The 22,607-nt window shown below is 67.0% G+C and carries 24 protein-coding genes; 17 read left to right on the forward strand and 7 right to left on the reverse strand.

Annotation, left to right across the window (positions count from 1 at the left end):
• The first annotated feature begins 364 nt into the window (after positions 1 to 364).
• Both surE and RBH22_RS12720 read left to right on the forward strand, forming a co-directional pair.
• Positions 365 to 1,216 carry a 5'/3'-nucleotidase SurE gene (gene surE, locus RBH22_RS12715; protein WP_306677678.1) on the forward strand — a complete coding sequence of 284 codons (852 nt, stop codon included), beginning with the start codon at positions 365 to 367 and terminating at the stop codon, positions 1,214 to 1,216.
• 42 nt (positions 1,217 to 1,258) lie between these two features.
• Positions 1,259 to 1,510 carry a GIY-YIG nuclease family protein gene (locus tag RBH22_RS12720; RefSeq protein ID WP_306677680.1) on the forward strand — a complete coding sequence of 84 codons (252 nt, stop codon included), beginning with the start codon at positions 1,259 to 1,261 and terminating at the stop codon, positions 1,508 to 1,510.
• 133 nt (positions 1,511 to 1,643) lie between these two features.
• On the opposite strand, the gene RBH22_RS12725 is transcribed toward RBH22_RS12720, so the two are convergent.
• Positions 1,644 to 2,210, reverse strand: coding sequence for an NAD(P)H-dependent oxidoreductase (locus tag RBH22_RS12725; RefSeq protein WP_256288668.1), 567 nt, complete (start codon positions 2,208 to 2,210; stop codon positions 1,644 to 1,646).
• Positions 2,211 to 2,342: 132 nt separating this feature from the next.
• Here RBH22_RS12725 and RBH22_RS12730 point away from each other — a divergent pair, with 132 nt between their 5' ends.
• A complete protein-coding gene (locus tag RBH22_RS12730) occupies positions 2,343 to 3,716 on the forward strand; it encodes a phosphoglucomutase/phosphomannomutase family protein (RefSeq protein WP_306677682.1) in 1,374 nt (457 codons plus the stop codon).
• Here RBH22_RS12730 and RBH22_RS12735 read toward each other — a convergent pair.
• Both RBH22_RS12735 and RBH22_RS12740 read right to left on the reverse strand, forming a co-directional pair.
• Positions 3,709 to 4,365 (reverse strand): GNAT family N-acetyltransferase, encoded by a 657-nt coding sequence (locus RBH22_RS12735; RefSeq protein ID WP_306677684.1) that lies wholly within the window; start codon positions 4,363 to 4,365, stop codon positions 3,709 to 3,711. The two genes, RBH22_RS12730 and RBH22_RS12735, sit on opposite strands and share 8 nt — an antisense overlap.
• 66 nt (positions 4,366 to 4,431) lie before the next feature.
• Positions 4,432 to 4,632, reverse strand: a complete 201-nt coding sequence (locus tag RBH22_RS12740; RefSeq protein ID WP_256546027.1) for a ubiquitin-like small modifier protein 2 — start codon at positions 4,630 to 4,632, stop codon at positions 4,432 to 4,434.
• 125 nt (positions 4,633 to 4,757) lie between these two features.
• Between RBH22_RS12740 and RBH22_RS12745 the strand changes: the two genes are divergently transcribed.
• From RBH22_RS12745 to RBH22_RS12765, 5 genes are all read left to right on the forward strand, one after another.
• On the forward strand, positions 4,758 to 5,738 hold the full coding sequence (locus RBH22_RS12745; protein WP_121568639.1) for a replication factor C small subunit: 981 nt from the start codon (positions 4,758 to 4,760) through the stop codon (positions 5,736 to 5,738).
• 103 nt (positions 5,739 to 5,841) lie between these two features.
• Positions 5,842 to 8,610 carry an alanine--tRNA ligase gene (gene alaS, locus RBH22_RS12750; protein WP_306677686.1) on the forward strand — a complete coding sequence of 923 codons (2,769 nt, stop codon included), beginning with the start codon at positions 5,842 to 5,844 and terminating at the stop codon, positions 8,608 to 8,610.
• Positions 8,611 to 8,712: 102 nt separating this feature from the next.
• Positions 8,713 to 9,300, forward strand: a complete 588-nt coding sequence (locus tag RBH22_RS12755) for a hypothetical protein (RefSeq protein ID WP_306677687.1) — start codon at positions 8,713 to 8,715, stop codon at positions 9,298 to 9,300.
• An 89-nt stretch (positions 9,301 to 9,389) separates the two neighbouring features.
• Complete coding sequence (locus tag RBH22_RS12760) at positions 9,390 to 10,160, forward strand: alpha/beta hydrolase (RefSeq protein ID WP_306677688.1); 771 nt, start codon at positions 9,390 to 9,392, stop codon at positions 10,158 to 10,160.
• 192 nt (positions 10,161 to 10,352) lie between these two features.
• On the forward strand, positions 10,353 to 11,066 hold the full coding sequence (locus RBH22_RS12765; protein WP_306677689.1) for a type 1 glutamine amidotransferase: 714 nt from the start codon (positions 10,353 to 10,355) through the stop codon (positions 11,064 to 11,066).
• A 5-nt stretch (positions 11,067 to 11,071) separates the two neighbouring features.
• On the opposite strand, the gene RBH22_RS12770 is transcribed toward RBH22_RS12765, so the two are convergent.
• Positions 11,072 to 11,557 (reverse strand): cupin domain-containing protein, encoded by a 486-nt coding sequence (locus RBH22_RS12770; RefSeq protein WP_306677690.1) that lies wholly within the window; start codon positions 11,555 to 11,557, stop codon positions 11,072 to 11,074.
• Positions 11,558 to 11,653: 96 nt separating this feature from the next.
• On the opposite strand from RBH22_RS12770, the gene RBH22_RS12775 reads away from it, so the two are divergent.
• Together RBH22_RS12775 and RBH22_RS12780 are read left to right on the forward strand one after the other, a co-directional pair.
• Entirely contained in the window at positions 11,654 to 11,974 is a 321-nt protein-coding gene (locus RBH22_RS12775) for a ferredoxin family protein (protein WP_121568634.1), read from the forward strand.
• Between the two features lie 162 nt (positions 11,975 to 12,136).
• Positions 12,137 to 12,589: a ferritin-like domain-containing protein gene (locus tag RBH22_RS12780; protein WP_121568633.1), complete on the forward strand. Its 453-nt coding sequence runs from the start codon at positions 12,137 to 12,139 to the stop codon at positions 12,587 to 12,589.
• A gap of 76 nt (positions 12,590 to 12,665) precedes the next feature.
• Here the strand turns inward: RBH22_RS12780 and RBH22_RS12785 are convergent, their stop codons facing one another.
• The 3 genes from RBH22_RS12785 to RBH22_RS12795 form a co-directional block, all read right to left on the reverse strand.
• Positions 12,666 to 13,382, reverse strand: a complete 717-nt coding sequence (locus RBH22_RS12785; RefSeq protein ID WP_306677691.1) for an energy-coupling factor transporter transmembrane protein EcfT — start codon at positions 13,380 to 13,382, stop codon at positions 12,666 to 12,668.
• Positions 13,376 to 14,134 carry an ABC transporter ATP-binding protein gene (locus RBH22_RS12790; RefSeq protein WP_306677692.1) on the reverse strand — a complete coding sequence of 253 codons (759 nt, stop codon included), beginning with the start codon at positions 14,132 to 14,134 and terminating at the stop codon, positions 13,376 to 13,378. Before RBH22_RS12790 ends, RBH22_RS12785 begins: the two co-directional genes overlap by 7 nt.
• Before the next feature lie 83 nt (positions 14,135 to 14,217).
• A complete protein-coding gene (locus RBH22_RS12795; RefSeq protein WP_306677693.1) occupies positions 14,218 to 14,799 on the reverse strand; it encodes a biotin transporter BioY in 582 nt (193 codons plus the stop codon).
• Between the two features lie 85 nt (positions 14,800 to 14,884).
• Between RBH22_RS12795 and RBH22_RS12800 the strand changes: the two genes are divergently transcribed.
• From RBH22_RS12800 to RBH22_RS12830, 7 genes are all read left to right on the forward strand, one after another.
• Positions 14,885 to 15,598, forward strand: coding sequence for a conditioned medium-induced protein 4 (locus RBH22_RS12800; protein WP_306677694.1), 714 nt, complete (start codon positions 14,885 to 14,887; stop codon positions 15,596 to 15,598).
• A 93-nt stretch (positions 15,599 to 15,691) separates the two neighbouring features.
• On the forward strand, positions 15,692 to 19,375 hold the full coding sequence (locus RBH22_RS12805; RefSeq protein ID WP_306677695.1) for an LAGLIDADG family homing endonuclease: 3,684 nt from the start codon (positions 15,692 to 15,694) through the stop codon (positions 19,373 to 19,375).
• Position 19,376: 1 nt separating this feature from the next.
• Positions 19,377 to 19,661, forward strand: coding sequence for a hypothetical protein (locus RBH22_RS12810; RefSeq protein WP_306677696.1), 285 nt, complete (start codon positions 19,377 to 19,379; stop codon positions 19,659 to 19,661).
• A gap of 38 nt (positions 19,662 to 19,699) precedes the next feature.
• Positions 19,700 to 20,038 carry a hypothetical protein gene (locus RBH22_RS12815; protein ID WP_256288685.1) on the forward strand — a complete coding sequence of 113 codons (339 nt, stop codon included), beginning with the start codon at positions 19,700 to 19,702 and terminating at the stop codon, positions 20,036 to 20,038.
• Positions 20,035 to 20,946, forward strand: coding sequence for a hypothetical protein (locus RBH22_RS12820; protein ID WP_306677697.1), 912 nt, complete (start codon positions 20,035 to 20,037; stop codon positions 20,944 to 20,946). The genes RBH22_RS12815 and RBH22_RS12820 overlap by 4 nt, the downstream gene beginning before the upstream one ends.
• 57 nt (positions 20,947 to 21,003) lie before the next feature.
• Positions 21,004 to 21,879, forward strand: a complete 876-nt coding sequence (locus RBH22_RS12825) for a hypothetical protein (RefSeq protein WP_256546015.1) — start codon at positions 21,004 to 21,006, stop codon at positions 21,877 to 21,879.
• Complete coding sequence (locus RBH22_RS12830; RefSeq protein WP_256546014.1) at positions 21,876 to 22,544, forward strand: chromosome partitioning protein ParA; 669 nt, start codon at positions 21,876 to 21,878, stop codon at positions 22,542 to 22,544. Before RBH22_RS12825 ends, RBH22_RS12830 begins: the two co-directional genes overlap by 4 nt.
• The last annotated feature ends 63 nt before the right edge of the window (positions 22,545 to 22,607 follow it).

Genomic DNA, 22,607 nt, shown 5'->3' on the forward strand with positions numbered 1-22,607 from the left:
TATGCCGTGCGCTCGTAGCGCAGGTACCGGCAATGGTGGCTGCCGGACACACGCATGCCAAGTTGTGACCACTGCGGGTCACACGTCTCCGATCGCTTCGCACGCGTGTTCGCCGACGAGTACGGGCGACTCCTCGCCTGTCCAAACTGCTCGGCGAACGCGGGTATTGCGGAGGTCGCGCGACGTCGAACCCGCACAGCGTGACCACTGAAGCGGAAATAGACCACCACGCGAAGCCGTACTCCGTATCTATCGGACGGCTGAACCCCCGTCCGATCACAATTCCCACGTCCCCAAGAGCGACAGCGTTCGCTCGACGGCGGGACCGGAAGGGCTACTTGACTCTCCACGAACGTTCTCTGCAATGAGTGAGGGCCCCGAGATCCTGTTGACGAACGACGACGGCATCGACGCGCCGGGCATTGCCACGCTCCGAACCGAACTCACCGCGCTCGGCGACGTCACCGTCGTCGCTCCGGACGGCAACCAGAGCGGTGTCGGACGTACGCGGAGCCACACCGCCGTCATCCGCGATCACCCGTGGGGCTACGCGCTCTCGGGTACGCCGGCAGACTGCGTCGCCTACGGCCTTCGCGGGCTGGAGACGGACTTCGACGTCGTCGTCTCCGGCGTCAACAACGGCCCGAACGCCGGCAACTACGTCGTCGGTCGCTCCGGGACGGTCGGCGCGGGTATCGAAGCGGCGTTCCTCGGCACCCCCGCGCTCGCCATCTCGGCGTATCACTCGACGGACTTCTTCCTCTCGCCGCCCGAGGAGTACGACTTCGCGCGCCCGGCACGGATCGCGCGGCGACTCGTCGCCCGGGCGCTCGAATCCGGCGTCTACGACGACGTCGACCTGCTGAACGTCAACGCCCCGGTGGACGCCTCCTCGCCGCCGGTCATCCTCACAGAGCCGCACCACGACTACGAGCAGGAGGTCGAACCGGCCGACCCGGTTGACGTCGACGGCCACGAGGGTCAATTGACGGAGGACGAACGCCTCGTTCGTCTTCACGACCGGACGTGGCCCGGCGTCGTCGGCTGGGAGAGTCCGTTTCCGCCGACCGACGAGCACCGACAGCGCTACCCCGTCGGCAGCGACCGGCGAGCACTCGTCGACGCCGCGGTCAGCGTCTCGCCGCTCGCAGTGAGTCACGCCTCGCCCGACAGCGCCGCGCTCGCGGACGTCGTCGAGACGATCGACGTCGAGTGACCTCGCACCCGCCGCTCTCGCCACCCACGAGTGATGTCGACGATGACTGACGACCACTACGTCTACGTCTTGGAGTGTGCCGACGGCTCGCTGTACACGGGCTACACGACCGACGTCGAGCGCCGCGTCGCCGAACACGACGCCGGCGAGGGCGCGAAGTACACACGGGGACGGACGCCGGTCGACCTCGTCCACGTCGAGTCCTTCGACTCGAAGTCGGCCGCGATGTCTCGCGAGTACGAGATCAAACAGCTCTCTCGCGCCCAGAAGGAGCGGCTGGTCGGGGTGGACTAATCGACGACGGCGTCGGGGTGGCTGAATCGGCGACGGCGTCGGGGTGGACTAATCGACGACGGCGCCAGGTCGGACTACTCTTAGGGATTATCGTAACTGTTCGAGATTCTCGCCGTATCGTCCGGCGAGAAATCTATGAGGACTTACGATAATCCCTATCTGAGACGGCCTCGGGATGGAGTCGCCGCGCCTCGGCGACGACGGCCACGCCCAGTTCTTCCAGTCGGCGGGCGACGTCGACGTCGGTGAGCGTGTCGCCATCGTACTTCTCGGAAGCGCGTCGAATCCCCACTTGTTCGGGCACCGTGTGACCGTAGACGCCGCGGATCGTGCTCCGCATATGTTCGAGCGTCGCACCGTAGGAGCCGCCACCCGCGGTCGCGACGAGGCCGACGGCGGTGTCCCGGTACTCGTCTTTCGAACAGTAATCGTGGAAGTTGCGGAACGCCGAGGAGTACGAGCCGTGATAGACGGGTGAGCCGACCACGACAGCCTCGGCGTCGCGGACGATCCGCGTCAGGCGCGCGGAGTCGCCCTGCTCGTCGACGTCGGGATGATACAGCGGAAGGTCGACCGCCCCCAGGTCGAGCAGTTCCGTCTCTACACCCTCCTGGCGGGCGGCTTCGAGCACCAATTCGAGCGACTTTCTGGTGTAGCTCATCCTGCGCCGACTGCCGCAGACTGCGACGACCGAGATCATTGTACTCACTCCGGGACCGAGGGCGAAAAGCGCGGCGGGTGTCAGATGCGAGCCGGTCCGTTGGTCGGCCGTTCCGTCGTCCAAGTGGCCGCTTCGCCGCACCTTTTTGGTCGCTGACGAGGACGGACCGATATGGACGCGATCTCCTTCGGCACGGACGGGTGGCGCGCGACCCTCGACACGTTCACCGACGAGCGCGTGCGGATCGTCGGGCAGGCGGTCGCAGACTACCTCTCGGACGAGGGCTACGACGACCCCGTCTTCGTGGGCTACGACGCCAGAGCGACCTCGAAGGGGTTCGCCGATTCGCTCGCGGCGGTGCTTGCGGGCAACGGCTTCGACGTGCTCTTACCGGAGCGCGACCGGCCGACGCCGCTCGTCGCCTACGCGATCGTCGACCGCGGGCTCTCGGGCGCGCTGATGGTGACGGCGTCGCACAATCCGCCGGAGTACAACGGCGTGAAGTTCATCCCCGACGACGGCGCGCCCGCGCTCCCCGAGGTGACCGACGCGGTCGCCGCGCGCCTCGCCGAACCGGACCTCCTCCCGGAATCCGAACACGGCACGATCGAGACGGTCGACGTCGTGACGCCGCACGCCGAACACGCCCGCGAACTCGTCGGCGCCGACCTCTCGGGGATCACGGTCGTCCACGACGCGATGCACGGCTCTGGCCGCGGCGTTACCGACGAACTCCTCCGATCGGCGGGAGCCGAGGTCGTCAGCATCCGCGACGACCGTGATCCCGACTTCGGCGGAACGCCGCCGGAACCGAGCGCAGAGAACCTCGAACCGCTCGTCGAGGCGGTCGACGCCCACGACGCGGACCTCGGCATCGCGAACGACGGCGACGCCGACCGCGTCGCGTTCGTGACGCCCGAGCGCGGCCACCTCGACGAGAATCTCTTTTACGCCGCCGCCTACGACTACCTCCTCGAATCGGACGCCGGCCCGGCGATCCGGACCGTCTCGACGACGTTCCTGATCGACCGGATCGCCGAGGCGCACGGTCAGGACGTGTTCGAGACCGCCGTCGGCTTCAAGTGGGTCGCGCAGGCGATGGCCGAGCACGACGCCCTCATCGGCGGCGAGGAGTCCGGCGGCTTCTCGATCCGCGGACACATCCGCGAGAAAGACGGCGTCTTGATGAGCCTGCTCGGAGCCGCTGCCGCCAGCGAGGAGGCGATGGACGCCCGCGTCGACCGCCTGCTCACAGCCCACGGCGACATCGTCGCGGACAAGGTCAGCCTCGACTGTCCCGACGCCGAGAAGCAGCGCGTCATCGACGACCTCGACGACACCCTGCCCGAGCGGGTCGCCGACCGCGACATCGCCGACGTCGTGACGCTCGACGGCTTCAAACTCCTCCTAGAGGACGGGTCGTGGCTCCTCGTTCGGCCGTCCGGAACCGAGCCGAAGATGCGAATCTACGCCGAAGCGCAGAGCCGAGAACGCGCCGACGCGTTGCTGTCTGCGGGTCGGGAACTCGTCGCGCCGCTCATTTGAGGACCCCGCACAGGCGGTCGTTGCGGCGGTCCTCCGCTCGGTCTGTCTCCTCGTCGTCGGTTCCCGCATCGGATTCTCCGCCACTTCTTTCCGCATCGGTCTCTCCACCACTTCTTTCCGATTCGATTTCTCCATCACTTTCCCCACCCTCGACGATCTCGAACCCGAGCGCATCGTAAAACGGACGCACCTGCTCGTGGAAGCGTGCCACGAGCGGCCCGTCTGCTCGCTCGGCGGCGGCGTCGACGAGGCGGCTCCCGATTCCGCGACCGCGGCGCGACCGGTGGACGGCGATCTGTTCGATCTCGGTCGGACCGGGGTCGTCCGCAGCGAGTGTTCGACTACACTTGCCTGCATCGTCCGCACCGTCGACGCGAGCGAGCACGCAGACGCCGACGACCCGGTCCTCCGGTGCGTCAGTCCCGTCTTTCGCGGCGGTGTCGGCACTGTCGTCGACTCGGTCTGTGTCGGCCGCTTCGGCCCGCTCTCGATTCTCAGCCCCGTATTCGGTCACAGTGGCGACGAGGACGTCGCCCGCGGCGATTCGACGGCGCACCCGCTCGGGATCGATTTCGAGCATCGCGGCGTCGAGCAGGCGGACGACGTCGTCGGCGTCCGCCGGCGTCGCCTCGCGGACGGCGTGTGTCACGTCGGAGAATAGGCGGCGGGGGTTAAGATTGCGTTCGAACGAGGCGAGCATCCGGCCCCAGTCGGTTCACCCGCCTTTGATCAGTCGCAGGACCCGCACGTGGGCGGATTCGACCGGTTGATCCTCCGGGACGGGAGTGCCGTCGACGATGACGGAGACCTCGTGGGGCGAGTAGCCGACCGCCCGGACGACGTCGGCGTACGTTTCGTCGTCGTCGACGTCGACTGCTTTCTCGCCCTCGCCGACGACTTCGACTGTCACGCGCATACGTCCCGTTCGGCGCTCGCGGGCTTGCCGGTTTCGTTCCGCGCGGTCGAAGCGCCCGGTGATGGACCGGGTGGACCGCGACCGAACGCGGGTGGTTTATGAGTCGGCGGGTCCCTCTCACGCGTATGAGTGAGGCCGACTCGTCCGAGGACGTTCCGGCGGGGCGTGAGATCTGGATCGAAAAGTACCGGCCCGAGACTCTCGAGGATATTTACGGCCAAGAGGAGATCGTCGAACGGCTGCAGTCTTACGTCGCGCAGGACGACCTCCCGCACCTGCTCTTTGCGGGTCCTGCGGGCATCGGCAAGACCACCTCGGCCACCGCGATCGCCCGCGCGATCTACGGCGACGACTGGCGGAACAACTTCCTCGAACTGAACGCCTCTGACGAGCGTGGGATCGACGTCGTCAGAGACCGCATCAAGAACTTCGCGCGCTCTTCTTTCGGCGGCTACGACTACCGGATTATCTTCCTCGACGAGGCCGACTCGCTGACCGACGACGCCCAGTCGGCCCTGCGCCGGACGATGGAGCAGTTCTCCGACAACACGCGCTTTATTCTCTCGTGTAACTACTCCTCGAAGATCATCGACCCGATCCAGTCGCGGTGTGCCGTCTTCCGGTTCTCGCCGCTCTCTGACGACGCCATTCGGCAGCAGGTCGAAGACATCGCCGAGACCGAGGGAATCGAGGTGACCGAGGACGGCCTCGACGCGCTCGTGTACGCCGCGGGCGGCGATATGCGCCGCGCGATCAACTCCCTGCAGGCGGCCGCGACGACGGGCGAGGTCGTCGACGAGGAGGCCGTCTACCTGATCACCTCGACCGCGCGTCCGGAGGACATCGAGGAGATGGTACAGGCCGCTATCGACGGCGACTTCGCGACCGCGCGCGGCCGCCTGGAGACGCTGCTCGTCGACACCGGGATGGCCGGAGGCGACATCATCGACCAGCTCCACCGCTCGGCGTGGGACTTCGACCTCGACGAGCGGACGACCATCCGCCTGATGGAACGGATCGGCGAGGCCGACTACCGAATCACTGCGGGCGCGAACGAACGGGTCCAACTGGAAGCGCTCTTGGCGTCGCTGGCAGCCGAAGAGTAGTCGCCTCGATTCCGCAGTTTTTCACCCGAAACCCCCCGTAGCCGTCCGCTCTGTCTCCTGCACCCGGAACTGTTTTACCCGGCCGTGGGTCAACTGACGGGTAATGAGTGAACTCGAAGCGGAGTATCGCCTCGATTACTTCGAGGAGGAGGGCTTCCACCGGAAGCAGTGTCCGGTGACGGGCGTCCACTTCTGGACGCGCGACCCCGACCGCGAGACGTGCGGTGAGCCGCCCGCGGACGACTACTCCTTCATCGACAACCCCGGCTTCGACGAGGAGTACTCCCTCGAAGAGATGCGCGAGAAGTTCCTCTCGTTCTTCGAGGAGCACGGCCACGAGCGTATCGAGCCGTACCCGGTCGCGGCCAACCGCTGGCGCGACGACGTGCTTCTCACCCAGGCGTCGATCTACGACTTCCAGCCGCTCGTCACGAGCGGGCAGACCCCGCCCCCGGCGAATCCGCTGTGTATCTCCCAGCCCTGCATCCGGATGCAGGACATCGACAACGTCGGCAAGACGGGCCGTCACACGATGGCGTTCGAGATGATGGCCCACCACGCTTTCAACGCCCGCGAGGAGGCCGGCGACGAGTACGCCTACTCCGGCGAGGTCTACTGGAAGGACGAGACCGTCGAACTCTGCGATCAGTTCTTCGAGCATATGGGCGCCGACCTCGAAGAGATCACCTACATCGAGGATCCGTGGGTCGGCGGCGGCAACGCCGGGCCGGCGTTCGAGGTCCTCTACCGCGGCGCGGAACTGGCCACGCTCGTCTTTATGTCGATGGAACAGGACGACGATGGCGAATACGAGATGAAAGACGGCAACCGGTACTCGCCGATGGACACCTACATCGTCGACACCGGCTACGGCCTCGAACGCTGGACGTGGGTCTCACAGGGGACGCCGACGGTCTACGAGGCCGTCTACCCCGACACCATCGACTTCCTCAAGGAGAACGCCGGGGTCTCGCTGACCGACGAGGAGGAGGAACTCGTCCACCGGGCGGCGAAGCTCTCGGGCTATCTCGACATCGACGAGGTCGACGACCTGACTGCGGCGCGCGCCGACGTCGCCGACGAACTCGACGTCGACGCCGACGAACTGACCGAACTGCTCGAACCGCTGGAGACGATCTACGCGATCGCCGACCACTGCCGGACGCTGGCGTATATGTTCGGCGACGAGATCGTCCCCTCGAACGTGGGCACGGGCTATCTCGCTCGGATGGTCCTGCGTCGGACGAAGCGGCTCGTCGACGACGTCGGCGTCGACGCGCCCCTCGACGAACTCGTCGATATGCAGGCCGAACGCCTCGGGTATGAGAACCGCGACACGATCCGCGACATCGTCCGCACCGAGGAACGGAAGTACCGCGAGACGCTCGAACGCGGCCGTCGCAAGGTCGAGACGCTGGCGGCGGAGTACGCCGAGAAGGACGAGGCGATCCCCGTCGGGGAACTCATCGAACTGTACGACTCCCACGGGATCCAACCCGAGATGGTCGAGGAGATCGCGGCCGACCACGGCGCGTCCGTCGACGTCCCCGACGACTTCTACTCGCTGGTCGCCGACCGACACGAGGGCGAGGGCGCGTCCCGCGACGCAGTCGAACGCAGCGAGCGCCTCGCGGACCTCCCCGAGACGGAGAAACTCTACTACGACGACCAAGAGCGCACGGAGTTCGAGGCGGTCGTCCTCGACGTCATCGAGCGCGAGGAGGGCTACGACGTCGTCCTCGATCAGACGATGTTTTACCCCGAAGGCGGCGGTCAGCCTGCCGACCACGGGACGATCTCGACCGACGACACCACCGTGCAGGTGACGGACGTTCAGATCCGCGACGGCGTCGTCCTCCACCGGGCCGACGGCAACCCCGGCAAAGGCGAGTTCGTCCGCGGGCAACTCGACGTCGAGCGTCGCCGTCGGTTGATGCGGCACCACACCGCGACGCACGTCATCGGGTACGCTGCTCGACAGGTGCTCGGCGAGCACGTCCGACAGGCCGGCGCACAGAAGGGAACCGGCCGCGCCCGGCTCGACGTCGCCCACTACGAGCGGATCACCCGCGAGGAGGTAAAGCAGATCGAGGCGGTCGCCAACGACGTCGTGATGCGAAATCTCTCGGTGAAACAGGACTGGCCCGACCGCCACGAGGCCGAAGAGGAGTACGGTTTCGACCTCTATCAGGGCGGGATCCCGCCGGGACAGAACATCCGCACGATCACCGTCGGTGACGACGTGCAGGCCTGCGGTGGGACGCACGTCGGCCGGACCGGCGACATCGGCGCGATCAAGATCCTCACCACCGAACCGGTTCAGGATGGCGTCGAACGCATCGTCTTCGCCGCCGGCGACGCGGCGATCGACGCCACTCAGCGCACAGAAGACGCGCTTTACGAGGCCGCCGACGTGCTGGACGTGACGCCCGAAGACGTCCCCGAGACGGCCGAGCGCTTCTTCACCGAGTGGAAGGAGCGCGGCAAGACGATCGACCGCCTGAAGACCGAACTCGCGGAGGCGCGCGCCGCCGCGGACGAGGGCGAGATCGAGATCGACGAGACGCCCGCGGTCATCCAACGTCTCGACGGCGACGCCGACGAACTGCGCGCGACGGCGAACGCCCTCGTCGAGGAGGGGAAGATCGCCGTGCTCGGCTCCGGGGCTGGCGGTAGCGCCCAGTTCGTCGTCGGCGTTCCGGACGACGTCGGCATCAACGCCGGGGAAGTCGTCGGGCGACTCGCGGCCGAAGTCGGCGGTGGCGGCGGCGGCCCGCCGGACTTCGCGCAGGGCGGCGGCCCGGACGTCGACGCCCTCGACGAGGTGCTCGAACAGGCCCCCGAAATCCTCCGCGCCGTGCAGCGCGCATAAGCCGATCTCTCTTCGTTGCCGGACTGTTCTTTCGCTGACGACCTTCCGGCAACGCCCTCGTTCGACAGAAGACTTATCGACAGATGTCGGTTAAGTAACACTGTGTCCTCGATAGAGGGTGCTGTATCCCAGATCGACGCCGTCCAAGCGGCCTTAGTACTGCGACCGCAGACGGCCGCCAGCGAGGACCTCACCTGCAAGCGCGCGCTCGTCGACGACCCCAGCGAGGTCGAACTCCTCGGTGTCTCGTTCTCCCAGCGACCCGCCCGGTGGTACGACGAGTGGTGTGATGCGCTCGGCGCGGACCCAACCGCGGCCACAGTGATCACGACGCCCGAATTGGGTGACGACGATCTCGGCGATCGCGACCTCGGCGTCGAGACGGTCGCGACGCCGTCGAATCTCACCGGCGTCGGTGTCAAAACGACCCCATATCTGAACGAGTGGTCCGACGCCGTCGTGGCTGTGGAGTCGCTGACGGTACTCCTCCAGTACACGAGCCCACAGGTCGTCTATCGGTTCCTCCACGTACTCACGACGCGGATACAGACGACCGGTTCGGCGGGACAGTTCTATCTCGACCCGACGATCCAGGACGACCAGACCGTCGACCTGCTCACAACGCTCTTCGATGTCGTCGTCGAGTGCGACGGCGGCGAGGACGACTGGACCGTTCGTCGCCGCGAGTAGCGACGCTGGGCGGACCATCGATCGCCCAGATCGCGGACCCGGCCACACTGCTCCGAGACGCATAAACCGCGCCTCGCCGATTCTCGGGTATGCCCACGACCTCGAACGGCGGCGTCGACCTGTACTACGAGACGGCTGGCACGGGCGACACCGTCGCGTTCGTCGGCGACGTCGGATACGGCGCGTGGCAGTGGGGCTGGCAACACGCGGCCGTCGCCGGTCCCTACGAGAGCCTCGTCGCGGACCTCCGCGGTGCCGGCCGCTCGGATGCGCCGTCTGGTCCGTACACCGTCGAAGACCTCAGCGACGACCTCACGACGATCCTCTCGGACGCAGGCGTCCGCTCCGCGCACGTCGTCGGCGCGGGCCTCGGCGGGATGGTCGCGCTCTACACGGCCCTGGACACTGCGCGGGTAGACAGCCTCACCCTCGTCGGCACCGCCGCTCGCGGCGACGGCCTCGATCTCGAACCACTGTGGGGTGCACCCGACGACAAAGCGGACCTCGAACGCTCGCTCGGCGCCGGACTCTCCGAGCAGTTCGTCGACGCCCACCCCGACGCTGTCGAGCAGATAGTCGGCTGGCGCGCCGCGGAAGACGCGAGCCGCAGTGCCTGGGAGGCGCAGGCGGCCGCCGTTGCCGACTTCGACGTCTCGGATCAGCTCTACGAGATCACCGTCCCGTCGCTCGTCGTCCACGGGAGCGCAGACGCGGTCTGGCCGCCTGCCCGGGCCGAGGCGCTCGCGACGGGGCTCCCGCGCGGTACGTACCGCGAGATCGACGGGGCGGGGCACCTCGTTCACGTCGAGGCGTCTCGCCGCGTCAACGACGACCTACTCGGCTTCCTCGCCGACGTCTGATACTGTCGGACAGAAGTCCGTGAATCGTTTTGGCCCCCTTGGGGTGCCGATACGCTTCACATAGTTCTGTCCGACAGTATGAGCCGCTTTTTCGCCGCTGGAAGGTTCTCCACAGCGACTCGCCGTCCGCGAGACCGGCAGGACCCACCACGGGCGCAAGGCCTTTTTCGCCCCGTTGCCTTCGAGATGACGATGAGAGAGGGGAGCGACCGACTTCGATTTGCCCTGCTGGACGCGTCTCACGGCGACGAGCACACGCCGCGGAACTTCCGCCGCGAACTCGACGCCGACCTCGTCGAGTTCGACGTGACGCAACACGAGCGGCCGGCGCACTTCGACTTCGACGCCGTCGTCGTCACCGGGTCGCGCTCGTCGGTCTACTGGGACCGCGACTGGATCCGGCCGCTGATCGAGTACGTCGCGGCCGCCGACGAGCACGGCGTGCCGATCCTCGGCGTCTGTTACGGCCACCAGGTCCTCGCGTCGGCGCTGGGCGGCCGCGTCGAGGATATGGGCGAGTACGAGATCGGCTACCGCGAGATCCGACAGACGAGCGACGACGACCTGTTCGAGAGCGTCCCCGAGTCGTTCACCGCGTTCACGTCCCACTCGGACGCCGTCACGGAACTCCCGCCGGGTGCGGACCTGCTCGCCGAGAACGACTACGGAGTGCACGCCTTCCGCCGCGGCGACGCTTGGGGCGTCCAGTTCCACCCGGAGTACGACCCCGAAACGGCGACCGCCATCACGAAAGAGAAGGACCTCTCCGAAGAGCGCCTGCAGGCGGTTCTGGGCGGCATCACCGCCGAGAACTACGACGCGGCCTGCCAGACGAAGCGGCTCTTCGAGAACTTCACCGCGTACGTCCGTCGCGCGCGCCGGACCCGCGAACCGGCCACGCAGTAATCAGACTAGGATTCGCCCTCCCAGTAGTCGACGTCGTCCTCCCGGCGGAAGTACCCCGAGACGACGCGTTCGTCTTTGTCGCCGCCGGGCGGCGCGCCGGCGTACACGCCGATCTTCTCCGAATCCGGATAGACCGTCACGTCCGGATCCTGCATCGTCGACACCGCGAGAAAGCGGAGCGGCTCCGTCCCGTCGTTGTAGAAGCGGTGCGCGCCGTCGGGGTCGGCCGCGAACGCACAGTAGTCTCCCGGTTCGACGCGCGTCTCTCCGTCGGGCGTCCTGAGGAGTCCGGTCCCCGACAACACGTACACGGCCTCCGCGTTCCCGGTGTGGAAGTGATACGGCCACGAGGCGGCCTCCGGCGGGAGTTCGTAGAGACTCGCCCCGATGTCGTCGACGTCGGTTTCGGCGCCGAGGGTCTTCCGCCGGAAGTGCGTCTCCCCGCGCTCGACGTCGGTCCACTCGAGTTCTCGCTCGTTGACGTGTCCCATAGCGAGGTTCGTGCGGCGTGGATCTTAACATCCTGGTTCGACCCCGCTGTCGGCTTACCGACGGTGTTTTTGTTCCCTCGCAAGTAGTCAACCCCAATGGGAATCGATCCGAACTTCGACAGCAACCGCGAGAAGGTCGGCGAGGAGAACGGCGTCGACGTGTGGGGACCGGTCGATCCGCCGGAGAAACTGGGGATCCACGGGATGCACGTCGCGGTCGATTACGACCTCTGTGTCGCCGACGGCGCGTGTCTGGAGAACTGTCCGGTCGACGTGTTCACGTGGGTCGACACGCCCGGCCACCCCGAGTCCGAGCAGAAAGTCGAACCGACGCGCGAGGATCAGTGCATCGACTGTATGCTCTGTGTCGACATCTGCCCGGTCGACGCCATCGACGTCGACGGCTCGCGCGTCTGATAGGGATTGTCGTACGTCTCCATAGATTTCTCGCCGGACGATACGGCGAGAACCTCCGAACAGTTACGATACTCCCGATGACCTGCGCCGTCGCACACCCGACCCGTCTCACCTCTCCTCGCCGACAGTATCTTGTCGCCGGCCGTCGAACGTCCGGACGTTATGTCAGACGAGGTTACCCGGTTGTTGAAGAAGGCCTATCAGGACGAGATCGAGACCGTGATGAACTATCTGTCGAACTCGATCGTCCTCGACGGCGTCCGCGCAGAGGAGATCAAAGAGTCACTCCAGCAAGACATCCAGGAGGAGCTCACTCACGCCGAGCAACTGGGGAACCGGCTCAAGCAACTCGACGAGCAGCCGCCGGGATCCGCCGAGTTCGAGGCGAACCAGATGAGCCTCCAGCCGCCCCAGGACAGCACCGACGTCCTCTCGGTCGTCGAGGGCGTTCTCGACGCCGAAGAGGACGCGATCGAGACTTACCGCGCCCTCATCGATGCCGCCGAGGAAGCCAACGACCCCGTGACAGAGGACCTCGCGGTGACGCTGCTCGCCGACGAAGAGGCCCACCGCACGGAGTTCCGCGGCTTCGAGAAGGAGTATCTGCAGGCGTAACTGCCCGATCGAGTCGGCAGGTCCGAACACGTCCCTGTTTTTGCAGCGGTGTCTCTCTCATCCGACACACGACCGATCACAGCAGCGCCGCCCCGACGAGTGCGGCGACGACGACGAATCCGAGCGCGTCGGCCCGTCCGAATCGGAGTTCCGGAAGCGTCGGGTTCCACGCGAAACAGCGCGCCCGAAGCGCGAGCGCGAGTCGGTCGGCGCGGGCGAACGCTCGGCGGATGCCGGCAGCCCCGACGAGTCGCATCCGGTCACGCAACGGACGCTCGTCGCCCAACCGCGTCGTCGAGGCCTCGCGGACGCGCCGAAGGTCCGCACGCAAGAGCGGGAAGAACCGGAATACGAGCGCGACGCCGACACCCAGGAGGCGGCCGACGCGACCCGGCACGAGCCGCTGGATCGCCGCACGCGAGTCCCGAACGGGCGTCGTGTGGAGGTACACGGCCGAGACGAATAGGATGAGGAGCACCCGATAGCTCGCTAGCAGCGGGTCGACCGCCGCGTTCGCCTCGATACCAGCAGAGAGCGCACTGACGTCGATATTCACCGCGGCGATCAGCGGCCCCGCAGCCAGAAACGGGAGCGCGGGGAGGTAGCCGCGGATGGCGCGCGCAGGCGACAGTCTCCCGGCCGCGAGAAACGCGGCTGTGAGGACGGTGAGAACGGCGAGCCCCCGCGGCGCCGTGTGCGCGAACGCCGCGGCCGCGAACGCCGCCTGCGCGAGCAGTTTCGTCCGCGGATCGAGTCGATGAGCGAGCGAGTCGCCGGGGTGGTAGGTCAGCATCGGCGCTGGGGGGCCTGGTGGTTGGCGCTCCGCCGCTCGGCGTCGACTGCGCTGTCGGGCACGCGGACGTCGTGCTCGGGTAGCGACGCGAGGGCGTCAGCGGGGGCGGCGTCGACGACGGCGCGACCGTCAGCCATCGCGACCACGCGGTCCGCCAGCCCGAGGACGTCGCGGAGGTCGTGAGTGACGATCACCACGCCCGTTCCCGAGTTGGTGAGCGTCCGCAGTCGGTCGAGCACGGACTCGCGAGCCGGTGCATCGAGGCCGGTGAACGGTTCGTCGAGGACGAGGTGGTCCGGCTCCATCGCGAGTGCGCCGGCGATGGCGACGCGCTCGCGCTCGCCGCCGGAGAGTTCGCCGACGCGCTCGTCCTCGCGGCCCTGCAGATTCACGGCCGCCAGCGCGTCCTCGACGCGGCGATCGATCTCCGCGCGCGAGAGGCCGAGGTTCTCCGGTCCGAAGGCGACGTCCGCGCCGATCGTGGCCGCGACGAGTTGATCTCGGGGGTCCTGAAACACCATCCCGATCGCGGTCCGGGCGGCGACGAGGTCGTCGCTCACTGGACGGCCGTTCACTTCCACGGTCCCCTCGTCCGGTTCCAGCAGGCCGTTGAAGTGGCGGACCAGCGTCGTCTTTCCGGACCCGTTCGCGCCCGCCAGCACGACGCACTCGCCGTCCGGAATCGTGATCGAGACGTCGTCGACGGCGACGACGTCCCCGTAGCGGTGGCGGAGTCCGTCCGTGTGGATCATCGTTTGTTGGGGGTCATCGTTTGCTCCGAATCATCGTTTGCTGCGGGTCGTTGCCGCCGAGACTCGACATCTTCCATCGCGACTCAGGCCGCTGCGGCGGCGTCACTGCGGACGACGCCGACGGCCGCGGCGATCTTCACGGCCTCAAAGGGGACGAACGCGAGCGCGCTCACGGTGAACGCCTCCACGAGACCGACGTTCTGGACGACAGCGAAGCCGACGGTCCCGAGCGCGTAGATGACGACCGTCCCCGCCAGCATTCCAGCGACGAGACGGGTCGTGGCGACCACTTCGGGGTCGTCGAGGCCGTCGAATCCGTGGACGACGGCGCCAACGAGCGCCGCGGCGATCGGGTACGACCAGAGGTAGCCCGCGGTGTAGCCAACCAAGGGGCCGATTCCGGCCGACCCGCCGGCGAAGATCGGCGCGCCGGCGGTCCCGGCGGCGAGATAGAACACGATCGATACGCCGCCCCAGACCGGTCCGAGGAAAATCCCGGCGAGGAAGACGCCGAGGACCTGGAGACTCACCGGGACGGGCGAGATCGGATTCGGAAACGATACGTACGCGAACGCGCCGGTGAGCGCCGCGAACAACGCCGCCCGCGCGACGTTGCCGACGACGTCCTCGCCGACGAGTTCGACTGATTCCGTCTCTGCTGCCATACCCGCCACTGTCTCGTAAACCTGTATGAATGATTCGGTTTACGACGCCACGCTTTAGTACGCCGGACGCTCTTAGGAACGCCTGATGGACGATAAGACGGCCGAACTCCGGGACATCTTCGTGGAGACGACTGGCGAGGAGAGCGTGACCGAGTCGCAGTCGGATTCACGGGGCTCCCTCTCGTCGACGACCGACGACGCGACCGTCGAGGAGCGACTCGCGGAGTTGGTCACGACGATGCGCGAGCGCTACGACTTCGCCTCGTCGCTGTCGGGCGCGGACCTCCGCCGCGTCGTTCGTGGCTTCTTCGACCCCGACGCGGTGGGTGCAGACGCCGACTCGTGGTCGTCGGCCGCTGACGCCGCGCTCGCGGAGTCGCTGTCGGCGGACGTCGACGCCGACGAGGTGTTCCGCGCGCGGATGGACCTCCACCTCGTCGCCGACGCGGACCGCGCCGCGCCGTTTTCGTTCGATCGGTTGCGGAGCCTCCTTCAGCAGCGCTCCGCCGAGGCCGTCGACGACGACGCGGTGGCCGCCGAAATCGCGCGCGATGCCGACGCCAAATCAGACGCTGACGCTGCGGCGGACGCGGATACCGACCTCGACGCCGAAACGGTCCGCCGCTACCGCCGCGTCGCCGAGTCCGACCTCGCTTCTCGGCAGGTGAATCACCGCTTCCGCGACGCATTCTCCGATCTGCTTACCGACGCCGATCTCTCGGTGCGACTCGCCGAAGACGCCCGTCGCGACGGCCTCGAAGAGGCGACCGAGGACATCGAAACCGACGTTTCGCTGTAGGATCGCTTTGCTGCGGGACGTCGTCTTGGCATCCAATCACTTTCGCTCCGGGTGGCGAAGACTCTTACCCGATGAGAACCCTACTCCGGTGCGATGGCGCAGGCCCCCCAGGACTCACGCGACCTCACCGACCGGTTCATCCAGTTCTACCGCAAGTACTACCGCGACGAGATCGGCAAGCTCGCCCAGCAGTACCCGAACGAACAGCGGTCGCTGTACATCGACTACGAGGACCTCTACAAGTTCGATACGGAACTGGCCGAAGACTACAAGAAGAAACCCGACCAGATCCGCGAGTACGCCGAGGAGGCGCTCCGCCTCTACGACCTCCCGGCGGACGTCAAACTCGGCCGCGCGCACGTCCGGCTCACGCACCTTCCGGAAACGGTCGACATCCGCAGCATTCGCGTTCACGACGATCACATCGGGCGGATGATCGCGGTCCAGGGGATCGTCCGCAAGGCGACCGACGTCCGACCGAAGATCACCGAGGCCGCTTTCGAGTGCCAGCGCTGCGGGACGATGACGTACATCCCGCAGTCCGACAGTGGCTTTCAGGAACCGCACGAGTGCCAGGGCTGTGAGCGCCAGGGACCGTTCCACGTCGACTTCGACCAGTCCGAGTTCATTGACGCACAGAAGGTTCGCGTCCAGGAGAGCCCCGAGGGCCTGCGGGGCGGCGAGACGCCACAGAGCATCGATATCGACCTCGAAGACGACATCACCGGCGAAGTCACGGCCGGCGACCACGTCACTGTGACGGGCGTCCTCCACATCGAACAGCAGACCTCCGGCAACGAGAAGACCCCTATCTTCGACCTCTATATGGACGGCGTCGCGGTCGAAATCGAGGACGAGGAGTTCGAGGATATGGACATCACCGAGGAGGACGTCGCAGAGATCGTCGACCTCTCGAACGACCCCGACATCTACGAGAAGATGGTCGGCTCGGTCGCGCCCTCGATCTACGGCTACGAGCAGGAGAAACTCGCGATGATCCTCCAGCTCTTTTCGGGCGTCACCAAACACCTCCCGGACGGCTCGCGGATCCGCGGCGACCTCCATATGCTCTTGATCGGGGACCCTGGTACGGGTAAGTCCGCGATGCTCCAGTACATCCGGAACATCGCGCCCCGATCGGTGTACACCTCCGGGAAAGGAAGTTCGTCCGCCGGCCTCACGGCGGCCGCCGTCCGCGACGACTTCGGCGACGGCCAGCAGTGGACGCTCGAAGCCGGCGCGCTCGTGCTGGCAGACAAAGGAATCGCGGCTGTCGACGAGCTAGATAAGATGCGATCGGAGGACCGGAGTGCAATGCACGAAGCGCTGGAACAACAGTCATACCATCCGAACTCGGAGGTTTTACTCTCAGACGGCCGTCGCGTCGAGATCGGTCCGTTCGTGGACTCGATGATGGACGAGCGCGAGGGGGACGTCGTCGACGGCGTCGACTGCGAGATCCTCCCGGTCGAGGATGTCGGCGTCCACACTGTCGATCTCGACACGAACGACACCGAGAAGACCTCGGTCGATCGCGTGAGCAGGCACGAAGCCCCAGAGGAGTTCGTTCGGGTGTCCTTCTCGAACGGTCGCTCGGTTCTCGTCACTCCCGAACATCCGATGTTCGTCGACGACGACGGAGCGGTCGGAACGGTCGATGCCGCGGCGATGTCTGTGGGCGATTTCGTCCCTGCGCCGCGAAAACTCCCGAACTCTGCAGCCCCACGGCCGCTCACTGACGAGGAGCACCGCGGCAAAGAGCGCGACGTCGACCTCCCGGACGAGATGTCGCCTGACCTCGCGGAGATGCTGGGGCTCTTGACAGCCGAAGGACACTCGTACTCCGGCGGTCGCACGCACGAAATCGGGTTCTCGAACCAAGACGACAGGCTCCTCGATCGGGCAGCGCAGTTGATGGCCGACATCTTCGGTCTCGAAAGCACGGACGCGGTGAACGGTGCTGGGACCACGACGAAGCGATGGGTATCGACGAAACTGTACCGGTGGTTCGAGTCCAACTTCCCGGGCGTGATGCGGAAATCGAGGGACAAACGGATGCCGGACGCCGTCCTCGGTGCCTCCGAAGAAGAGATTCGCCGGTTCCTCGTCGGTGCGTTTGCGGGCGATGGCGGCGTCGAGAGTGAAGCGATGTCGTTTTCGACCGCTTCCGAAGGTCTCGCAGCGGATTACGCCGATGCGCTCGCGAAGCTTGGTATCGGGTCGCGAATTCACTATGATTCGGCCGAAGACGCCTGGAAGACGTACGTGATGGGCGACTCCACCGAACGGTTCGTGTCGGCGGTCGTCGATCCTGCCGACGACCGTCACGAGAAGGCCCAAGCGTTCGCCGAGCGGAGCAACGAGACCGAACGGCACCACGACGTTCTGCCGACGAGCGCAGCGCGAGAGATCAGATCGCTCAAACGACTGCTCGGTGTCCCCCTCGACGGTCGATTCCGCCCCGCACTCGACGAGGGCTACGGCGTCCAAATTAGCACTGTTCAGGCAGAAGTCGAGTCGCTCCGAGATCGCATCGAAACAATCCGAAACGAGCTCGATTCGGCAGCGACGCTCGCAGAAGCCAGAGATCTTATCGGCTGGTCCGGCAGACAGCTCGCCGAGCAGCTCCCGGACGCGACGACGAGCGCGGTTCACTACGCTGAAGACGGCGGCTACACCGCTGCGAGACGGGCATCGCTCCGCACAGGTGCCCTGGACGCGATCGCGGAGGCGCTCGACGAAGCGGACGAGCGGCTCGATGCCCTCGAATCGCGATGCGACCTCCGATACTACCGCGTGACCGACGTCGAGACTGTCCCGAACGAGGGGGAACACGCCTGTGAGTGGGTCTACGACGTGACTGTCGAACCGACGAACACGTTCGTGAGCAAGGGCGTCGTCCTCCACAACTCTATTTCGGTATCCAAGGCCGGCATCAACGCGACCCTGAAATCCCGGTGTTCGCTGCTCGGCGCGGCAAACCCGAAGTACGGCCGCTTCGACCAGTACGAGCCGATCGGCGAGCAGATCGACCTCGAACCCGCGCTCATCTCGCGGTTCGACCTGATCTTCACGGTGACGGACAACCCCGACCCCGAGAGCGACGCCGAACTCGCAGAGCACATCATCAACACGAACTACGCGGGCGAACTCCACACCCAGAAGTCGAAGGTGCCGAGTTCGGAGTTCACCGATGGCGAAGTCGAGGATGCGACCGAGGAAGTCACGCCCGTCATCGACGCCACACTCCTGCGGAAGTACATCGCCTACGCGAAGCGCAACTGCTACCCGACGATGACCGACGAGGCGAAAGCGGTCATCCGCGACTTCTACGTCGACTTCCGCGCGAAGGGAGCCGACGACGACGCGCCGGTGCCGGTCACGGCCCGGAAGCTCGAAGCGCTCGTCAGGCTCTCGGAGGCGTCGGCGCGGCTCAGACTCTCCGACACCGTCGAGCGAGAAGACGCGGTCCGCGTCACCGAGATCGTCGAGTCCTGCCTCCGCGACATCGGGATGGACCCTGAAACCGGCGAGTTCGACGCCGACATCGTCGAGACCGGGACCTCGAAGAATCAGCGCGACCGCATCAAGGACATCAAGCACCTCATCGAGGAACTCGAAGACGAGTACGAGGAGGGCGCGCCGGTCGACGAGGTCATCGAACGGGCAGGCGGTGATCTCGGACTCGAAGAGTCGAAGGCCGAAGACGAGATCGAGAATCTCAAACGAAAGGGAGAGCTCTACGAACCGCGGCAGAACTACCTGCGGACGACGTAGAATGGACCGCATCTCTGCCCTCCGGAACGTCGAGGAGGCCCTCAGCGACTTCGAGGCCGGCGAATCTGACCTCGCAGCGACCGAACAGCGCGTCGTGACCGTCCTGCGGACGTACGCCACCGACTTCGAGGGCGAAGGTGGGCTCCGTGCGTATCAGGCGACCGGCTCGGGCCGTGCGCACGGGCTCGTCGTCGTCGCCGAGAGCGAGAGCGATGCGCGCGAGCGGATCGCCGACCTCCTCGGCGAACGACCGGACCACATCGACGCCGACATCTCGCCGGTGTAAGTGGGTTTTTATCGCCGCCCGGAAATTGAGGCGTAGTCGTGTTGTTGGTAGTGACGTATTCGCGTCGGGCACGCGAGACGCTGCGAAACGCCTGTCGAGCACACGAAGAGACCGTCGTCCGGAAATTCGGTCGCGCCGCGCTCCTGCGGGAAACGGAGTACGGCGCCTTCTTGGCCTGTCGGCTTCGCGAGCGACACGCCGCCGACGTGCAAGTCGAACGCACGGAACCGTTCAACGAGTTCGCCGACGCGCCCGACGCGGTGCGAGAAGCCGCTGCCGCATACGAAAACCGGGAGTCGCCGAGCACGCCGTACGACCGATTTGCCGCCGGCACCGACCATCCGGAGTCGGACGCGATGCGCGAGCGGGAACTGTGAGCGGCCGGTTCGATGCCGTCGCCGACACCGCTGTCCGTCTTCCCGACGGTTCGACGCGCGACGGGCCGATCGTCGACCTTCGCGACGTTGAACTCGGTCCCTCACGCGGTGCGCTCGACCGCGTGGTCTGCGCTGGCTGCCCGACGACGAGCGGCACGCTGGCCGTTCACTCGCCGCCTCCGCAGTCGGTCCACCGGCACGTGTCGCCACTCACGCCCGCAACGACGCTCGATCGTCGCGCTGCGCTGGCGGCGCTCGCCGCGGCGCGCGGCGTCGAGACGCCCTACGACGACGATCTCCGAACTGCGAGACGATCGCTTCGCTCCGCGGCGCCCGCGGCGGTCGGCGTCGCAGAACTGCGTACCGCCCGTCGCCGCGCCGCAGAGGCCGGTGCCGAAACCGAACGGCTTCGGGAACGGGTCGCGACTATCCGCGGCCGGGTGAACGCGCTTCGCGACGCGGATCACGGGACGAGTGACGACGGACTCGCAGAAGCCGAAGCGTCGCTCTCGGAGACGACCCGGCGGCTCTCCGAGGTCGCGACCGAGCGCGTCGCCGCCGCCCAGCGGCTGGAACTTCTCGAACGCACCGCACGGTCCGCACGCGACACCCGCGACGCACGACTGCGACTCGAAGACCGCGTCGGAAACCTCGAACGAGCCGTTCGTGACGCTCGTATCGCGGCCGTCGAGGACGACGTTCTCGCCGCGCGCCGAACGGTTTCCGCTCGACTCTCGCGGACCCGACCCCCTGACCCCGCCGTCTCGACCGGCGTCTGCGACGCCCTCGCGGTGGCCCGGGGCGCGCCGATCCGCGCACCGGTGGTCGTCGCGCCGGACCTCGTCGGCGCACTCGGCGGACCGACGTCGACACACGACGTCCTCGACGCGCCCATCCTGATCTGCTGACGAGTCGGACCCGTTCTGAGACGACAGTTTATGTACCTGCCCGCGGCCAGACCGCGCGTGCAGACCGACGCTCACGCCGCACCCGCCGATACGCCGCCAGTTCGAACGACGACCACCACCTCTCGCGTCGCGGGCGTGACGCTCGTGCGCGTCGAACTTCGTAGCGACCTCGCCGTCGAGATGCGCGTACGCGTCTCGAACGAACTCGATGGGCCCGTTCTCCCGCCGCGTCGTGCGGGCGTCCCGTCTGCCGGCTGGGATGCGGACGGATTCTCGGGGACGATCCCCGCCTCGGGACGACTCGGCATCGGATACGCCTGTCCGGCGGTGAACGATCCGGATCGCTCGCCGGCTGCATCTGCAGACGACCCGGGAGAATCCTCGGACGAATCCCCGGGCGTATCCTCGGATAATCCGGACGCGTCTGTCGTCTCCGTCGACCTCCTCGGCCCCGCGGACGCCGACACCGACGAGCGTGACCTAGTCAGTTCGGCCGTCCGGACGCTCGGGCGTGCGACTCCGCCCGCCGACGCCGTGCCGACTGAGACGGCCGCTGCGTCGCATCCGGAGCATTCGAACAGTGAACCGGATGATGATGGCGGGGCTGACGCTCCGCTTCCCGACCCCCTCGACGCGTGGCTCGACGCGGTCGAAACGCGCGTAGAACACGCCGAGCGACTGACCGACGCGTCTGTTTCCGAGGCGACTGCGGTGCTCGACGCCTGCGGCGGCATCGATCCGGTTTCAGAGCTCCCCGACTCGCTCGCTGCCGATAGAAGAGCACTCCGGACCGTCGCGGCGCGGATCGACGACCTCGCCGCTCGTGCGGCTGTTGCTGACCCCGACCCAGTCGTCTCGGCGCTGGCAGAGGCTGCCGAGGGGCCAGCGGTGCGAGAGACCCCGACGGCGTCGCCGTCCACGGAGGACCGATGATCCTCGCCGTCACCGGCGGCAAAGGCGGCGTCGGCAAGTCGACGCTCTCGGTCGAATGCGGTGCGGCGCTCGACGCGACGGTCGTCGACGCCGACCTCGGGATGGCCGATCTCCCGACCGGTCCCGGCCCGGACCTCCACGACGTGCTGGCCGGCCGTGCCGATCCCCTCGAAGCGGTTCGTGAGGGGCGCGGTCCGGTACGCTTGCTCCCTTGCGGACGGTCACTCGCGGGCGCTCGGGCGGCGGACGTCACGGCTCTCGACGAGACGCTTCGCGCCGTCGAGCGTGCGTACGGCGACGTCGTCGTCGACTGCCCGGCGGGAATGAAAGCCGACGCGGGCGTTCCCCTGGCGGTCGCAGACGCCTGCGTCGTCGTGGCGTCACCGCAGTCGTACGCGCTCGCCGACGCCGTTCGCTCGCGGGAGCTCGCCCGCGAACTCGACGCGGGACTCGTCGCCGTCGTGATCAACCGTGCCGTCGACGACCCACCGGAGCGAGCCTTCGAGGAAGTGCTCGGCGCCCCCGCGGTCACCGTGCCCGCCGATCCACGCGTCGGAGAGACGATCGAGTCGTTCCGTCCAGTCGTGCGGTCCGCGCCGTCGACACGAGCGGCTCGCGCGGTGGTGACGATCGCCGACGCGGTCCAGCGGGCCAAGCGAGTCTAATTGGTCGCTGAGCCGCGTCGGCTGGTGCTACACCGACAGCGTCGTAGAATCAGTCGAGCGTTC

Origin of the sequence: Halobellus sp. H-GB7, from assembly GCF_030848585.1 — an archaeon.
Classification (GTDB): Archaea; Halobacteriota; Halobacteria; order Halobacteriales; family Haloferacaceae; genus Haloquadratum; species Haloquadratum inordinatus.

Coding starts and splice junctions, on each gene's coding strand:
- RBH22_RS12765 (WP_306677689.1), top strand. CDS start 10,353: ATGAGAGAGGGGAGCGACCGACTTCGATTTGCCCTGCTGGACGCGTCT.
- RBH22_RS12780 (WP_121568633.1), top strand. CDS start 12,137: ATGTCAGACGAGGTTACCCGGTTGTTGAAGAAGGCCTATCAGGACGAG.
- surE (WP_306677678.1), top strand. CDS start 365: ATGAGTGAGGGCCCCGAGATCCTGTTGACGAACGACGACGGCATCGAC.
- RBH22_RS12725 (WP_256288668.1), bottom strand. CDS start 2,210: ATGATCTCGGTCGTCGCAGTCTGCGGCAGTCGGCGCAGGATGAGCTAC.
- RBH22_RS12770 (WP_306677690.1), bottom strand. CDS start 11,557: ATGGGACACGTCAACGAGCGAGAACTCGAGTGGACCGACGTCGAGCGC.
- RBH22_RS12790 (WP_306677692.1), bottom strand. CDS start 14,134: ATGATCCACACGGACGGACTCCGCCACCGCTACGGGGACGTCGTCGCC.
- RBH22_RS12760 (WP_306677688.1), top strand. CDS start 9,390: ATGCCCACGACCTCGAACGGCGGCGTCGACCTGTACTACGAGACGGCT.
- alaS (WP_306677686.1), top strand. CDS start 5,842: ATGAGTGAACTCGAAGCGGAGTATCGCCTCGATTACTTCGAGGAGGAG.
- RBH22_RS12730 (WP_306677682.1), top strand. CDS start 2,343: ATGGACGCGATCTCCTTCGGCACGGACGGGTGGCGCGCGACCCTCGAC.
- RBH22_RS12785 (WP_306677691.1), bottom strand. CDS start 13,382: ATGCTGACCTACCACCCCGGCGACTCGCTCGCTCATCGACTCGATCCG.
- RBH22_RS12805 (WP_306677695.1), top strand. CDS start 15,692: ATGGCGCAGGCCCCCCAGGACTCACGCGACCTCACCGACCGGTTCATC.
- RBH22_RS12800 (WP_306677694.1), top strand. CDS start 14,885: ATGGACGATAAGACGGCCGAACTCCGGGACATCTTCGTGGAGACGACT.
- RBH22_RS12810 (WP_306677696.1), top strand. CDS start 19,377: ATGGACCGCATCTCTGCCCTCCGGAACGTCGAGGAGGCCCTCAGCGAC.
- RBH22_RS12720 (WP_306677680.1), top strand. CDS start 1,259: ATGACTGACGACCACTACGTCTACGTCTTGGAGTGTGCCGACGGCTCG.
- RBH22_RS12745 (WP_121568639.1), top strand. CDS start 4,758: ATGAGTGAGGCCGACTCGTCCGAGGACGTTCCGGCGGGGCGTGAGATC.
- RBH22_RS12740 (WP_256546027.1), bottom strand. CDS start 4,632: ATGCGCGTGACAGTCGAAGTCGTCGGCGAGGGCGAGAAAGCAGTCGAC.
- RBH22_RS12830 (WP_256546014.1), top strand. CDS start 21,876: ATGATCCTCGCCGTCACCGGCGGCAAAGGCGGCGTCGGCAAGTCGACG.
- RBH22_RS12795 (WP_306677693.1), bottom strand. CDS start 14,799: ATGGCAGCAGAGACGGAATCAGTCGAACTCGTCGGCGAGGACGTCGTC.
- RBH22_RS12775 (WP_121568634.1), top strand. CDS start 11,654: ATGGGAATCGATCCGAACTTCGACAGCAACCGCGAGAAGGTCGGCGAG.